A 16,470-nucleotide genomic window follows, 5' to 3' on the forward strand; every position below is an offset into this window, starting at 1 on the left:
TTTACTGTTTCTCGCTGAGTTCGATTATGTCCAAAATTCTGTCATATTCAAAATTATTAATGCAATCTTGAAGCTTGCCCGCAAGAGAAGGATTGACAGTGCCGATTTGTGCGATCGAAGTTGCGATCGCCTCCATCTCCACACTCAAAATACTTTGCTTCAATTGGGCTCTCCAGTCTGGAGAAAGAGAAGCGAAAGCCTCCGGTGTCAGCACATCCAGACTTGACTCATCTACACCTGCTGCACTTACTGCGGTTGGATCTTCATAAATATAGCGTACTCCTAAATGTTTTCCCATTGCCACAAAGATATCCTCCTCTCGGAACGGTTTCCGCATAAAATCATCGCAACCCGCCGAAAGAATCACCGCCCGTTCTTCCTCCAAAACGCTAGCAGTTAGGGCCACAATCGCCGTTGCTTGCCCGCCAGTTGTAGTTTTAATCTGTTTCGTTGCCTCATAGCCGTCCATCACAGGCATTCTCATGTCCATCCAAATCAGATGCGGTTCCCACTCCCTAAAAATATCAACCGCTTCTTTACCGTTATTCGCTTCTCTCAACTCAAATCCGAGGGGACTGAGAAGTTTTACTAACAGTTGGCGGTTCAAAGGTTTGTCGTCCACAATTAGCAAGCGATAACTCGGCTGATTCGGTTCGAGGGCAACAACTCGACGTTGAGTTTTTTTGCTTTCAATATCACTAGCTTCAACCAGATGAACTTGGATGTCAAACTGAAATACTGCACCCTTTCCGAGCTCGCTGCTAACAGTAATTTCACCTCCCATTAATTGTACGAACTGGCGGCTAATAGCTAAACCTAAACCAGTTCCTTCCTGAGAATCTTTACCTGTTTTAGTCTGCACGAATGCTTCAAACAACTGATGGACTTCCTCAGCAGCAATGCCTGCACCAGTATCTTGAACTTCAAAATGCAGCCAGTAGCGGCCCGGCAATTGGTCAGTGCTGTTTTTATGTATATTCCGTTTTCCTCCTTTGACTTGCATCGACACTCCCCCTTCTGAAGTAAATTTAATTGCATTATTGAGCAAATTAATTAAAACTTGGCGTAATTTAACTTCATCAGTACAAATGTAATGGGGAACTTCGGCGTCTCTCTCGAAGATTAATTGCAAACCTTTTTGCTCAGCTTTGAGAGCAAACATATCTTCTAAATCGTCGATTAGCTGGTACAAATTGAAGCTTTTTTCATTAATAGTCGTGCGTCCCGCTTCGATTTTTGACAAGTCTAAAACTTGGTTGATTAAAGCCAGTAAATGTTCTCCACTCCGCAGGATTATTGCAACATCTTCTTGATTTTCAGGAGACAGAGTTTTACTGCGGATCATGACTTGAGCAAAGCCGATGACCGCGTTCAGGGGCGATCGCAATTCGTGGCTCATATTGGCGAGAAACGTACTCTTCGCTTTGTTTGCTGCTTCGGCCGCTTCTTTCGCCTGCTGCAGTTTGATTTCCGCTTGTTTGTTATCAGTAATGTCTTTAATAAAACCTTCGTAGTAAAGTAGATTTCCTGCTTCATCGCAGGCAGTGCGACAATTTTCCGAAATCCAGATTATGCTGCCATCTTTGCGGTAAATTTCCGATTCAAAGTTTGATAGTATCCCGTACTCGTTCATCAGCGCTGCAAATTCTTCGCGGCGGTTGGGTTTCACGTAAAGCTGGTTATGGAAATTCGGCTGTGCTGCTATTAATTCTGCAGGCGAGTCGTAACCGTAGATGCTAGCTAAAGCGGGGTTAGCGCTGATATATTTCCCGTCAATAGCAGTTTGAAAAATTCCATTCAAAGCATTTTCGTAAATGTTGCGGTACTTTTCTTCTGCTTCCCGGAGGGCAGTTTCTGCTTTTTGGCGCTCGGTAATATCGCTAGAAATCGACAAGAAACAAGCTTCTCCGTCAATATCGATGGTTTCTATCGACAGTAGTGCCGTTCTTTCTGTACCATTTTTATTGCGAAACCTCAGCTCATAATTGTGAATTGCCGTCTTATTTTTTAACATTTGAATCATGCGATCGCGCTCTCCCAAACTCGCCCAGAAATTGAGTTCAACCGCTGTTTTTCCAATAATTTCTTCGTGACTGTACCCCATCATCCGACAAAAGCTCTCATTGGCTTCTATGTGGCGACCATCGCTAATTCTAGTCAGGGTAATCGCATTAGGACTTAAACGAAAAGCTTTAGAAAACTTTTCTTTAGCCTTGGCAAGCTCGGCGGTACGTTCTGCAACTTGCACTGCTAAATTGTCGTTGTATTCCTTTAATAATTTCTCCGCTAATTTGCGTTCTGTAATATCTTGAAAAGCGCACATCCCGTAGATAATATTTCCTTGAGCGTCATAAATAGGAGTTCCCCAAACTTGCAGGGGAACAGTTTTGTCAGTCGAGCAGATTTCAATGTCATCAACAGTTACACTTTTACCCTGCAAAGCATTTAAAATTGGATCGCGTTCCGCCGGGTAAATTTCCTGAGTGCCAGCTAAATAAACTCGGTAGGATTGACGTAAACTTTCGGAATCTGCGGGTACAATTCCTTGAGATAAAAGTTGCTCTCCAGCAGGATTAATGTAGTGAGGTTGACCGTTGGGCTCTACAATAAAAATGCCTAGTGGTACTGCATTGAAAAATTGTTGGACTCGGTTTTCGCTTTCCGACAGAGAAGTAAATGAATGCTGCAATTGCTCGGCCATGCTGTTAAAAGCAGTGGCAAGTTCTCCGAGTTCATCTTTGCGATTCAGAGTGAGCTTTGTATCCCATTCATTCCGCGCCAAAGCTTTCGCCGCCGCATTCAATTTTAAAATCGGTTGAACCACCCATTTAGCAGTAAGAATCCCCAGAATTGTCGCCCCCACCAATGCTGCAACCGACAGTAAAAAAGTCGTGCGCGTATTGGCGTTAATTTGTTCCATAAAGTCCGATTCTGGCACAACTACTACAATCAGCCAATCCAACCCTCGATCGTCTTTAAAAGGAGCTACCTGAATAAAATTTCGCTTGCCATCAACATCAATACTAAGTTGTTGAGAATTATTAATTTTAGCTAAGCTATCGTAGGATTTATCAAGATGCTGTGCAGTTTGGCGAATTAGCGGATTCTCGCTTTCTGAAGCTTTAATGCGTCTTGTTTCTTTACCTTCCACCACGAATTCTTGACTCGCCGTTGAAGTAGCAATTAACATCCCCGATCGCTCCATCACAAAAGTTTGTCCTGATTTGCCAATTTTGAGGCTAACGAGAAATTCTTTGATGCGGGAAAACAGCACATCGCTGCCAGCTACTCCTAACAATTTGCCAGCAGCGTCGTAGATAGGCAAAGCAGCAGTAATTGCCAGCTCACCAGTCAAAAAATCTGTATAAATTGGAGTCCAAATAGGTTTTTTGGCCGCAGCCGCAGCTATGTACCAAGGGCGAGTTCGCGGGTCGTAAATATTGGGTGAAATTTGCACTAATTGAACGCGGTTTCCCTGAGAGTCCGCAGTATATCGAGCTAATTTATTGCCAGTAGATTTGTCAGCCGCCGATATCAAAATCCCATCGTTAGTGCGGATTGCTCCAGAGTGTTCTCCATTTTCTTGGCCTGTGTAAATGATGCTGATAGAATCAAAATATTGAATTTGTTCTAGAAAATGATGTTCGAGTTTTTGCTTTTCTTTTAGGTTCAACTGCCCCATTTTTATGCCTTGAACGTTCAGGTGATTGACAATGTGGGGAATTGACATATAATGTTCCATGCGGTCTTTGATGCGATCGCTAATTTCTCCCCGCAACTGAGCGGCAACATCGTTGACTGCCCGCTGACCGTTTTGGAAAGATAGCCAACCTACAACTCCTACCGTGCCGACAATTAGCACTATAAAAGGAACCACGAGCACCGTTTGTAATGGAACTTTGCCGATAATTTTTGTAGCCAAACGATTGAGGAATTTAGGAAACATATTCATCTTAAGAGGAATTGGGAATGGGAAATGAGGACTTGGGCATTGGTAATGGTTGGGAGTTCGGATTGGAAACCATTTTCCCTTTGCTCTTCCTTTTCTCCTTTTGCTGTAGTTTACTGACAACAGTACCGTCGATCAATTTAAATCAAAATATAGCCTTTCTCAGTAACATGAGGTGCTTCTAGGGCATAGGGCATAGGCCTCCGTGGGCATAGGGCATAGGGCATAGGACAAAGCCCCCATAACTCACAACGCTTGAGAACCGCTATAGCGTATTTATACTCCGAGTTTTTCGTAACTACTGATACAGATAATTGGCGCGATCGCCCCTAAGTCGAAATCATCTTATGTATTGCACCATTCTCAATAAGCTTTTTATGAACAGGCTTTTCGGCCTGTTCCACAATAAAATTCACTTTTTGGGGAACAGGCCGAAAAGCCTGTTAAGCGAGAATGGTGCAAGATGTGAGTTTAAACAAACAGTAGCTAACCAGCGCACACCCCAAAAATCTGTATTTACCTGCGATTCAACTCCATCCTTTCGCCGTAACGTAAAAGCATATCCAAACTCTCCAAACGATTTTGCCAAGTTTGCACTTGATAGCTATTTTCGGCAGAATGCAAGCGCATCGAAGATTGAAATTGAGATTGAAAACTCCCCAACAATCTTTTAGCTGTTGCTAAACTTTCCCTAGAAGGATTTGCCGCCAACTTGCTCAAAGCTTGCGCCAATTCATCCGCTCGACTTTGCAAAACCTTCAGTTCAGATTCCGACATCCGCAACTGATTGTTAGCCAACAAAAAACTCCATTCCTGCTTGAGAGCAGTATACCGCGAAGCCGCCGCTGCAAACGGCTGTCGGTAAGGAATCGGCTCCGCAGCAGAAGTGGAACGCACTGGGGTGCCTTGAGTGCGGTTAAAAAACCCCTGCATCCCGCTGCTGATACTTTCCACCGCAAAAATAGCATAGCCCCCAGTCGGCAAATCGCGCAAAGCTTGAATTTGGTCGATCGCCACAACTTCCGGGAGAGTCAACAACTTAACCGAGGGAGAAATCAAAGCCGAACCCAGAATTTGTTCCTTTACCAGCGGTTCGGTGATGCGCTGAAGTCGGTTCGTATCCAAAGCATAAGTCATCGGCACAATCAAATCTACAATGCCCTGACGAGCCCAAACTTCCCAATTTTGCTGAATTTTGTAAATCCGCTGACTTTCCGGGTGTGGAAACACCGCCACCGACAGAATTGTGCGCGGATAATTCTGGCGCAAAAGCTGAGAAACTTCAGCTACAAAACTATTAATTTGATTAGTTTTAAACTCAACCCACTGCCGCCATAAACTGCCGTTCCTGGGGGAAATATTCACCGGATCAGCACCAGTCAACTGCCTAAATTGCTGCCTCGCCGCAATACCGTAACCGTAAGTAAAATTCGCATTGTCATCTTGAAAAGGATAGCGAATATAGTCTAATTGCACCCCATCTACTTTGTAGTTATTGGCAATTTCGCTGACAATTTGTAGCAAATAATTCCGCGCTTCCGGGTTCGCCGGATCGAGATAAAATTTACCATCGTTAGGATTTTGCGTGCGTCCTTTATTGTCAATATTAGCCCACTGTGGATGGGCGGAAAGCACCGGGCCTGGATAAGAACTAGGCTGGCCAATTAAAGTATTGTGGCGCTTATTTCCTGTGGCAAAAACCCAAACCCAAGCGTGCAGTTCCATGCCTCGCTCGTGAGCTAATTTAACTGCCGATGCCAGCGGGTCCCAGCCAACAGTCAGGGGATTTTGTTGCGGTGCAACTTGACTGGGATAAATGGTATATCCGGCATTCAAAGTTTCAAAGAAAACTGTATTGATACCGGCGGCGGCGAGTCGATCGAACACTGCCGCCAAACCCTGTTCAGATCGTGCTGCGACGATCGTCCCGCGATCGAGCCAAACCGCGCGAATTTCCGCCCCAACGCGCTGTCCTTCCTTCGGGTAATTTTCCCACAGCAACTGCCGCGCTTCCACCCACTGCGATCTCGCCTCCGCGTAGTTTTGCTCTTGCAGGAGTTGGTCGAAAGTTTGCAAAACCTGCCGCGCTTGGGCGATCGCCCGCCCCCTGATCGCTTGCAGAACAGGGGGGCGGCTGGTTGCCTGCCCGCCTCCGCCCTGTTCTGCCGCCACCAGTTGAGGGGAGGTAGCAGCATTGAGATTGATGGCGGTATTGGCTGAATTAGATGCTGTCAGGGCGCTTTCAAACCTGCCGAGGAGGTTAGTGAGTTCTTGGCGCATCAAGTACGCTTCAATGCTGACGATCGGCTTATTGGAATTTGGCTGCACGTCCAAACCCGCCGGCGCCGACTGATCAGAAGGGTCTGTAAAAGTTGCAGGAACAGGATCGGAAAGCGAGCCAGAGGGAGAAAGTCGGCTCAGCGGGGTAGTACGCGGCAAACTAGGGGTGTTTCTAGTGACTCTTGAGGGGGGAGTTGGCAGTGGGGTCGCGGCAGCAGTGGGCGGCGCTACAGGCTGCGAAGCGATTGTGCCTCCCCAGCGGGCGATCGAGGCTTGCAGCCAAGCCTTATCTACATTTGCCGAACCGTCGCTACCCCAGCGCCAGCCGAGATAGGTAGCGCGATCCGTGGCGATGGCTGCGGAGGAACCGGAACTATCTTTCCAAGTAGCAATAGTTTGACTGTTTGCATCAGCCGGAATCAAGACACCGCCTTGGACTGAGGCATTTTTTTGTTCTGGGGGCATCCAACTGCTAGAAGTTTTGCAAGCGAGATCCCGACAGCGGCTGCGCGGTTGCGGAGTCGCCGGTTGGGTTAACGGAAAAGCCCAATAGGCCCCAAGGAGCGATCGCAAAGATTGGCGAACCAAGGCCGGGGAACTGCGGCCGACTGGGCCCGAAGCAATCAAGCGGCCGCCCTGGGAGGCCCAAGCTTCTAAAACTTTAATTTGCGTCGGACTCAAAGTTTCAATATTGGGCAAAAACAGCACGTTAACGCCTGTTAAATCCGCCGTACTTTTGATTTCTTCGAGATTGATTGGTTTGTAAGCAATGCCACTTTCCCAGAGGCGCGTGGTAATCTTTACCCAGTCGGGAGAATTCTCGGAACTGCGAACAACGCCCAGAACTACTTCTGCGAAACTCGGAGAGGGAAATAGGATGAAGAGATTGAGTAATGTACTCGCTAGAGTTCCAATTAAGACTCTTTGCAAGAAAGTGAAAAAGCGAATTTTTTGAACCTGGGAGCAGGCATCAGGCATTTGAACAGGCTTTTTGATTTGTTGCATAAATATGAGAATTACTCACCACACCGCTAAAGAAAATTTTAATAACAATTAAGAGCGATCGATCCGCACCATACAATTGTCTATCCTGTTCTGCAACCTGAATCAGGAAAAAGTGCGATCGATCGATTTTAGATTTTGGATTTTAGATTTTGGATTTTGGATTTTGGATTTTGGATTTAAATCGGGATCTATTCCTCATGACTGTTGACTTTTGACTGTTTGGGCATTTGAACAATACCGATGCAACCGGAAACGATTTTAGAGTGAACGAACCTGACGGTCAACTGAGTACAGTTAGACCGCAGGCTTCTTTTTCCTTTTTTTCAAAGGCTTTTTTGAGTGACGGAGTTCCCCCGCCACTTTCGTAACTCAATCCAATCTTCTTTATAAGTTTGGCTGAGTTTTCATCTCGATCCAAAGATTCTCCACATTGGCAAGAATGCCACCGTTCCGATAATTCTTTCGGGACTTTGTTGAGGCAGTTCCAACAGTGCTGGGAAGTTCCCTTTGGATCAACAAACAAAACACTTTTACCTAGTTTCCAGGCGACATATTTCAGAACGTTGGCGAATTGCCCGTGAGCAGCATCAAGCATGGATTTATTCAAACCACTCTTAGCTGACTGACCGTTAGGCAAATAAACCAAATTACCATTCTCAATATCAGTCTTGGGCTTGGCACGTCTAGTTAGATTTTTGACGCTCAAATCTTCAACAACTAAAACCTCACACTTGCTAAGTAGCTCATGTGCAGTTTTAAATTGAAAATCTAATCTAGCTCTAGCTACGAACTGATGGAGTTGGGAAACCTTGTCCTTGATTATTTTCCAAGGTTGAGAACCCTTGACTCTATTAGCTAACTTCGCTTGAAGCCTTGCTAATTTCTGAGCCGATTTCCTCAAAAATCTAGGATTCTCAACTCTTTCGCCATTGGAAAGATAGACGTAATTAGTGACTCCCCAATCAATGCCAACAGTATTTTTTTCAGTCGGTTGAATTTCTGCAACCGTTACGGGAACCGTTTTATCTTCTAGCGTCAGGGAAATATACCACCCATCCGCTTCTTTGATGACGCTCCCCGTCTTAACTTTGAATCCTGCTGGTATGGGGCGATGGAACACCATAGGTACTTGACCTATTTTTGCGAGGCTAATACAGATCCTATCTTGCTCATCCTTAACAATATGTAAGTTATCTAATTGAGGATAAGTGAAAGATTTGTAGTAGTGAAACCCTTTGAACCTCGGCTTTCCTCTACGATTGCCATTTTTATCGGGCGTAGTAAAGTTGGAAAAGGAAGTCTCAACTCTGTTGACTACATCTTGCAAGACCTGAGAATCTAGCGTTTTATAATCAGGAAATAGCTTTTTAGTATTTTTCAGGTCCGCCCGTTGTATCGTTGGCCACTGTACATATCCGCCTTCAATGTTCGAGAAAACATCACCTTTCTTGGTCAAAGAATTGCCTGACTCATCCTTTTTTCTGCCATTCCTGGTTTGCACTCTAGTCAAGGGAATATTTTGATAAATCTCCTCAACAGGGACTATCGAAACAATCAATGGGCAGGCGTTTATAGGTGTTCTCGTGGCTTCCCACCACCTAAATCTTTCGCCAAGTCGGTAGTTGTACTGTCGGCGACAAAGTTCTAAATGAGCCTCTATTATTAATAGTTGGGCTTTTGTGGGCTTGAGGCGGTATTTGTATGTTATTTGCATTAGAAACTTCCTTTTTTCGACCTACTTTAATGTATCATCTTTTTAACTCAATGTTTAGAAACTACATCAAAGTTTAAGGTGCTTGCAATGTCTAATTGTCGGTTTCCGTACCTCCACCCGACGCTTCTTTCCATCACGCGGGCGTAATTTATTCGGGGTACTTCGCGCAACGCTCAGATGTGTCCCCTTTAAATATACCGAGGGACTTCCCGGCTGCTAGTTAAAACCTGGGTGCATTTGGGTTGAAAAACCAAAAATACAATTTAGATGTCGGACAGCTTACAGCCAACAGCCAACAGCCAACTGTCAACAGCCAACTGTCAACTGTCAATTGTCAACACTTTTCTAAGTTGCAGCTTCATTCACCGGGAATCGATCGATTAACTGCATCGCCCGACAAGCATTCCTCCGCAAAGCATCCGAAACATGAGGAACATGAGGAATCTGAGACAAGAAATCCAAAGTCCGGCGCAAAATCCGCACCACATCCCCTTCATCCAAACTCGTATGGCTAATCAGTTCCAGCCATTCAACACCCAGAGCCCACTGCTCGACCAAAGTCACTAAATCCCGTTCCAGCCAAATCGGGATTGCAGCTTCATGACGGTACTGAACTTGAAACAATCGGCGGCGCAGGCCTTTTTGCAGATTGTCCAAAGGTGCCAAAACTTCTGGCGACAGCGAGTAGTGAGTCCAACTGTCCGGTCTGGAAACTTCTGTAACTAAGGCCGCGCAAGCAGCCGCGAGGTGGTGGGGGTCGAGTTCGTCAAACTCTGCAGACATCAGGGACAAACCCAGCCACAGTTCGTTATCGCCACGAATGGCGGCGCAAGCTTGGCCCAAGATTGTCGGTACCAACCTGTCGGAGGAGTCATCTCGGTTTCCTGTTGCCGAAACTACTCTTTCCAAGCAGCCAAAATTCAGCAAGATGTCGATTAAGTTGAGAAATTGCTCCCAGTAGCGAGCTCGCTGCTTTTCTAAGTCTTGTTCGCTTTTGCGAACTTCTTTTTTCAATTCTTCCCGGCGGCGCTGGCGTTTGAGCAAAGTACCGGGATTGCCCCATTCTAGAACCGGGTGAATTTCTAGCTTAGCTTCTACGGCTGCGATTTTCTGCTGTTGCTCGATCGCCTCTGGGCTCGGTTCTGGTGTCGGCAATTCTGGGATCGATTGAGCAATTGAAGCAGTTTCTTCAGTTCCCAAGCGGCATTGGCCGAGTCTCAGGAGCATTTCCGGCGGCGGGTTCAAGGTATCTGCAACGCTCAAGCGGGGTAATTCGGCGTGCAGACTCGCGACATCGCTAATGGCGACGACATACCAGCGGTTATCTTTGCCCAAGCACACCAAATTTGGTGCTTGGCCGGAACCTGCAATTTTGGCAACCAATACGGCGGGTACAGGAGTTGTGTGCGATCGTTTAGCTGTCGGAACGTGCTTACCTTTGAGACTCAGAACCGTGCCAAGCACTGCAAAAGCCACAGCTACGGACATCTCCTTAAATCTGGCTTCTTCAGCTTGCTGCAATAGAGTTTTCAGCAAACGTTTATCTTCTTTGAGTCTTCCCTGCAATTTTTCGTAATGAGCGAGCTCTTTTTCCAGGGTGGAGACATTTCCTCCGGCCGCCAGGGACTGTTCAAGCACCGCCAATTCTGCTTGCAATCGGTCTAATTCTTCTTGCTGCGGCTGCAAGTACAAGGTAGACAGGTATTGACCGAAACTCCGCTCTACCAACTCTTGAGCTTCGTCGAGAGTGTGTGTTTGCAGCAAATTCAGCACCATGCCGTAGCTGGGCGTAAACTGACTGGCGAGGGGGTCGGCTTTGGCTGTTGCCAAATAAGAGGCTTCTTTTGCGCCTTCAAAGCGCGTCTGAACTGCGACCACGTGCCCCAGCTTGTCCATGCCCCGCCGACCCGCCCGACCGGCCATTTGCAGGAATTCTGAAGCGTTTAGCAGTCGGTGTCCCTTGTCGGTGCGCTTGGACAGGGTAGAAATGACTGTGGTGCGGGCGGGCATATTAATCCCGGCTGCTAGGGTTTCGGTGGCAAATACGACTTTTATCAAACCTCTGCCAAAAAGTTCTTCTACTAAACCTTTCCAAGCGGGCAAAATGCCTGCGTGGTGGGCGGCGATGCCTTTTAAAAGTGCTTCTTTTTGACCGAAGCGTTCTGCTTCTGGGTTTCGCTGTAAAAAATCGTCAATGATGCGTTTGAGTTCGGCTGTTTCGGCTTCGTTAACTAGGGAGAAATTGCCGACTTCTGCGACTGCTTGGTCGCACCCGCGACGGCTGAAGATGAAGTAAATTGCTGGTAGCATATCTCGATCGTCCAACCGGGCCAAAACATCGGTCAAACTCGGAGTGGGGATGCTGCCTCTTTCTACTTTTTGCTGCTTCTTTTTGGGGACTAATCGGACATTGGCTCTTTTGCCGGTCTCGTCTAATAGGGGAAATATCCCTTTTTGATTGGCGAAGTGGAATTGCAGCGGTACTGGCCGAAAGTCTGAGTAGACGAGCTCTGTGGGCCCGTGGACTTTGTTAATCCAGTCTGTGAGTTGGTCGCTATTGGCAACGGTTGCTGAGAGGGCGAGCAGTTGAATTTCGCTCGAACAGTAGATGATGGATTCTTCCCAGACGGTACCACGCTGGCGATCGTTCATGTAGTGACACTCGTCGAGCACCACGGTTTCGACTCCGGTGAGGGAAGTACCGACTTCTCCGATCGGCGTACCGTAGAGCATATTCCGAAATATTTCGGTAGTCATCACCAAAATCGGCGCATCTCGATTGACGGAGATGTCGCCCGTCAGCAAACCTACGTTGTCGTCTCCAAATTGACTGCGGAAGTCGCGCAGCTTTTGGTTAGAGAGTGCTTTGAGGGGAGTGGTGTAGAAGACGCGCCGCCCTCTGGAGAGTGCTTGATGGATGGCGTATTCCCCGATTAACGTTTTCCCAGAGCCTGTGGGAGCGCACACGACAACGGATTTACCTGCATCGAGGGCGGCGATCGCCTCTCTCTGAAAGTTATCTAGCTCGAAGGGAAATATGGTCTTCAGATCCAGCTCTGGGCGGTTCTGGGCAGTGTCTGGCACAAGGATTATTATAAGGTTGCAGGGTAAGTATGCTTAAATCTTGCTGAAAGCAAGTCAGCAGAGGACTGTATTGATTTTAGACCAACGCCCGCAAATCGGCTATTAAGTCATTAGTCATTAGTCATTAGTCATTAGTCATTAGTCATTAGTCATTAGTCATTAGTAACAATTACCAGTTACCAATGCCCCATGCCCCATGCCCCATGCCCCATGCCCCATGCTCCATGCCCATTCCCCATTCCCCAAGTTTCCTTCTCTATGATTCCTGTTATTTCGACTATTCCTGTGGTGCAGCTTGCTTCGGGCGATCGGCTTTCACTGCAAGTCTATCAGTTCCAAGGTGCGATTCCCGGCAAAAAAGCTTATCTCCAATCTAACCTGCACGGCGCTGAGATTAGCGGTAATGCTGTGATTTACCAATTAATTGAGTTTTTAATGTCTTTGGACAGCAGCCAGTTAAGCGGGGAAATTTGGCTAGTTCCGGTTTGCAATCCTGTGGGTGTCAGTCAGCGATCGCACCATTTTTCCCCTGGTCGCTACAATCTTTATGATGGGGTAAATTGGAACCGAATTTTCTGGGATTTTGAAAAACAAGGGGAAGATATTCTTGGTTTTGCTAATTCTCACATCCATCTCGATGCCGATACTGTCAAAGTTAATTACAGAAAAGCGATTGCTTTGAGTTTTGCGAAAGAGTTGGCAAAAATTAACGCTCCTAGTTGCCGCCCCTACAGCGAGCTTTACCGATATCAGCTACAATCTTTGTGTTTGGATGCTGACTATGTGCTGGACTTGCACAGTTCTACGAATCAAAGTTTAGATTACCTTTACTGTTTTAATTCCCGCGAGGAGAGTGCGAAAGCTTTTTTACTCGATCGGGCAATCTTGATGGACGAGTACGACGGCGATGCTTTTGACGAGGCGTTTCTCAAGCCTTGGCTGGCTTTGGAGAAGATTTTGGCCCAGTTGGGAAGTGCAATCCAATTTGATGTGGAAGCTTGGACTTTAGAATTAGGTTCGGGGATGGAAATGAATCCCGAGTCGGTGGCGAATGGCTTGCGGGGCATCAAAAATTACTTAGCAAGTAAGGGTTTATTGAAAATAGATGGATTCCCTCTCCCGAAAACTGCGAATCATCACGTTATTTTTACCCCCAAGAATTCAGTGTTCAAATACTACGCGCCGGCGGGCGGGATGATTCAAAATCGAGTGCAATTGGGGAGTTATGTCAAAAAGGGCGATCGGCTTTATCAAATTCTCAGCTTTAATAAGAATGGGGAATTTCCCAGTTTGGTTGATGTTTGTGCTGAATCGGATGTTTTCATTTTTGATGTTTCCACAAATCAGTCAGTAAATCAAGGAGAGTATGTGTTGTCGGTGATGGCAGATTGAGAATACCAAGAAACCCGGTTTCTTCAAGAAACCGCGTTTCTGAAAACCTATTGGTAGTCGAACCATAATTTACGATATACTATTGAATAGGGCTTGTTTAAATTCAGCCGCACTTTTATAATAAATTTCAGGATTGTCAATTAAAGCGCGATCGATAACGGTGGCTAGCGGTTGAGGAATCGCAGAAGTGCGATCGCGCACAGGAACCGCATCATTTTGTAAAACCGCCAAAAACGGGTCTTGACCCTGCAAATTTCGCGGGGAATATCGCGTTATCATCACATACAAACAAGCCACTCTATTTGGGATTATAGAAACTTTTACTCCTCCCCCTTAGCAAGGGGCTAACTCTTACTCCCCTTCTTAGCAAAGGGGGGACAAGAGTTTGTAAGGTGCGTCAGTGGGGAGATTCTCGATTTTTGAAAAGATAACGGACGCTGACGCACCCTACAATTTAACGTGACGGTTTATGGTTGAATGAAAATACCGATCGCATTATGAACTCTCGCCGCCGTTGACGGAGGTCGATCGAGCAAACTACCTCCCAAATACAAACTCGTCGAACTTCCCCCATCCAAATTTAAAGCCTCCACAGCACCCATTTGCTGCAATATCTGCGCCAGTTCTGCGAAATTTGGCCCCGCCCCGCCCGCACGATTGTGCACCGCTACAATCAGCAAATTCCCCGCAGCAGTTCGCCCGATCGCACTTCTAATTGCTGTCTGTCTAACAAACGCATCGCTAAACCCTTCCGCCTTAGCATCCAGCACAACTTGACTGTTTTGTACCAACACCGGCCCGCCGCCGAGAATGTAGGGAAAACGGTTGAAATCAGCAGGAAAAGTGTTAGTTTCTAAACGCAGTAAAGTGCCGATAGAGAGTTCAGATGCAGGGAACAAATCGGCACGCAAAGCCAAAATATAACCGTTAGCTGGAATGGGAAAAGTTGTTGTTCCCACCGCACCTCCGGGGGATTGGCTGACAACTCTATCGCCCGCAACTGTCACAACTATTTCATTGCCAGACAACGGAGTATAAGTTGTTCCCCAATCAGAATTGTAGCGACCGATTCCCGGTTGTACGTAGGCACTATTGAGATGAGAAAGCGGCAAAATTTGATTTGCCGAAGTGATCACAGTTTCTTGCAAAGTCAAACGATCGATCGCAAATTCTCCCCGATCGTTCCAGGCGATCGCCCCCCGGTTCAATATCGGCCCGGAAAGCCATTTATTGTCCCGCCGAATTGCTCCTAAAGCTAAGCGATTAATTCGATTGAAAAAACCTGCATTAATCGCCGCAGCCGCTCCCGAAATTTCTGCTGTTTGCAATAAAGGTGCAGTGCCTTGATCGGCAGGCGGATTGCTGAGAATTGGTCGAATTTTCACACCAGCTTGACGGGGGTTAACTTCTAACCAAACTACCGGAAAACGCGCGGTTCCTAAATTCTGATACTGCTGCCGCCACTGCACACCGGGAGCCCAAACAATGTTTTTTTCTACTAACGAATCTGGCCGAATGTCGATAACTAATCGATTGGGATTTCCCAGGCTGAAAACTTGCGGCCGCCAACCCAAAGGAATCGTCACTTTGACTTTGGTTTGAACGCCGTCAGGTTCGACTTTTAGTGATAGCAATTGTTTGCTGGTTGAGAAAGTCTGCTGAATTATGGCGGGTGCGACTTTGGCATCGATCGCGATCGACCATTCTTGACCGGCGATCGGCGCTGCGGGCGTTATTGGCAGTGGCAGGGCGGGTTTGGTCGGGTCGTCTGGTGTTTCGAGGTTTGGCGCAGTGCGGAGGTTTGGCAGTGGGATAGCGGGCTTTGTGGGGTCGTCCGGGGGGTTGGGTGTGGGTGTCGGCGACGGGATTGGTTTATTGACAAAGTTGACTTGCCAGGGAGTTGGTTGATCGATATCTAATACAATGCGATCGCCCGATTCTATTTCTGCTTGCCGAATTCCGGTAACATTTGCCGCGGGAGACGTGATTCTCAAAACATTACCATCTGCTGATATCTGCCAGCCCGCAAGGGACACAAAATCGGTAACATCTAAGTAACGATACGAGCCTGTTGCCCGCGCTGCTAAGCTTTGAGAACCTGTTAAAGATACCGAAAACCACTGCACCGGTTGTTTGGTACTGTCGGCGCTGCTAAGCAAATCTACTCCCGCACTTTGCATCAATCCAACGTCAGCAATCCAAGTTCGGAAATTCCCAGAAGTGCTGTTTGCCGGCTGCTGAGTCCAAGTTAGGGGGAGAATGCGACCGTTTAGAGAAACTTGGCGGCCTTGTCTAACTCTCGAAGAGGGCGGTACAGATTGAGCCAAAAACTTATAGTCCGATACGGGTTGAAACCCCTGTCTCATAATAGCTGAAGTTCTCTCAAGAGAACTATCGCTCAATTTTTCAGTCGGTTTTAACCGACTTTCGCTATCAGCCAGGGAATTCATTCCCTGGCGGGCTCTGGAAGCATCAATCAAATGCGGAGTCCAACTTAGGGGGAGAATGCGGCCGTTTAGAGACACTTGGCGGCCTTGTTTGATTATCGAAAATGGGGGTACAGATTGAGCCAAAAACCTATAGTCCGACAGGGAATGAATTCCCTGTCTCATAGCTGAAGTCCTCTCAAGAGGACTATCTGTCAATATTTCAGTCGGTTTCAACTGAGATGTTGCACCATTCTCAATCAGCTTTTTATGAACAGGCAAGATGCCTGTTCCACAAGAAAATTCACTCTTTGTGGAACAGGCATCTTGCCTGTTCTTGAGAATGGTGCAAGATGTGAGTTTCAACCGACTTTCGCTATCAGCCAGGGAATTCATTCCCTGGCGGGCTCTGGAAGCATCCATCAACCCAGCCCTCTCCCCCTCTTGTGCTCTTGCGGGTTGATTCCCGACAAAAGACGGGACGATCGCCAGTACGGGTAAAATCGAGACTGACAATATTAGACGCCAATAGAAAAAATTACGTTTCACAGCTTACAACTCACAATTTCACTTCTAAACGCATGGGGATTTAGAAACCCGGAAAATCCGTATGTTTGTTC

The 16,470-nt window shown here is 46.8% G+C and carries 7 protein-coding genes; 1 reads left to right on the forward strand and 6 read right to left on the reverse strand.

Annotation, left to right across the window (positions count from 1 at the left end; all coding sequences use genetic code 11):
• Position 1: 1 nt before the first annotated feature.
• From QUB04_RS07130 to QUB04_RS07145, 4 genes are all read right to left on the reverse strand, one after another.
• Entirely contained in the window at positions 2–3,946 is a 3,945-nt protein-coding gene (locus QUB04_RS07130) for a PAS domain S-box protein (protein ID WP_333282720.1), read from the reverse strand.
• A gap of 519 nt (positions 3,947–4,465) precedes the next feature.
• Positions 4,466–7,207: a family 10 glycosylhydrolase gene (locus tag QUB04_RS07135; protein ID WP_445301041.1), complete on the reverse strand. Its 2,742-nt coding sequence runs from the start codon at positions 7,205–7,207 to the stop codon at positions 4,466–4,468.
• Between the two features lie 307 nt (positions 7,208–7,514).
• Positions 7,515–8,948 (reverse strand): transposase, encoded by a 1,434-nt coding sequence (locus QUB04_RS07140; RefSeq protein ID WP_333282727.1) that lies wholly within the window; start codon positions 8,946–8,948, stop codon positions 7,515–7,517.
• A 345-nt stretch (positions 8,949–9,293) separates the two neighbouring features.
• On the reverse strand, positions 9,294–12,032 hold the full coding sequence (locus QUB04_RS07145; protein WP_333282729.1) for an RNA helicase: 2,739 nt from the start codon (positions 12,030–12,032) through the stop codon (positions 9,294–9,296).
• A gap of 258 nt (positions 12,033–12,290) precedes the next feature.
• Here QUB04_RS07145 and QUB04_RS07150 point away from each other — a divergent pair, with 258 nt between their 5' ends.
• Positions 12,291–13,424: a succinylglutamate desuccinylase/aspartoacylase family protein gene (locus QUB04_RS07150; protein WP_333282732.1), complete on the forward strand. Its 1,134-nt coding sequence runs from the start codon at positions 12,291–12,293 to the stop codon at positions 13,422–13,424.
• A gap of 69 nt (positions 13,425–13,493) precedes the next feature.
• Here the strand turns inward: QUB04_RS07150 and QUB04_RS07155 are convergent, their stop codons facing one another.
• Positions 13,494–13,676: a hypothetical protein gene (locus tag QUB04_RS07155; protein WP_333282735.1), complete on the reverse strand. Its 183-nt coding sequence runs from the start codon at positions 13,674–13,676 to the stop codon at positions 13,494–13,496.
• A 215-nt stretch (positions 13,677–13,891) separates the two neighbouring features.
• On the reverse strand, positions 13,892–16,399 hold the full coding sequence (locus QUB04_RS07160) for a phosphodiester glycosidase family protein (protein ID WP_333282738.1): 2,508 nt from the start codon (positions 16,397–16,399) through the stop codon (positions 13,892–13,894).
• Between the last annotated feature and the right edge of the window lie 71 nt (positions 16,400–16,470).

The sequence above is a fragment of the Microcoleus sp. D2_18a_B4 genome (assembly GCF_036702475.1).
GTDB lineage: Bacteria > Cyanobacteriota > Cyanobacteriia > Cyanobacteriales > Microcoleaceae > Microcoleus.

What these genes read in the sequence shown, in the direction of transcription:
- QUB04_RS07130 (WP_333282720.1), bottom strand. Translation starts at nt 3,946, where the DNA reads ATGTTTCCTAAATTCCTCAATCGTTTGGCTACAAAAATTATCGGCAAA.
- QUB04_RS07135 (WP_445301041.1), bottom strand. Translation starts at nt 7,207, where the DNA reads ATGCCTGATGCCTGCTCCCAGGTTCAAAAAATTCGCTTTTTCACTTTC.
- QUB04_RS07140 (WP_333282727.1), bottom strand. Translation starts at nt 8,948, where the DNA reads ATGCAAATAACATACAAATACCGCCTCAAGCCCACAAAAGCCCAACTA.
- QUB04_RS07150 (WP_333282732.1), top strand. Translation starts at nt 12,291, where the DNA reads ATGATTCCTGTTATTTCGACTATTCCTGTGGTGCAGCTTGCTTCGGGC.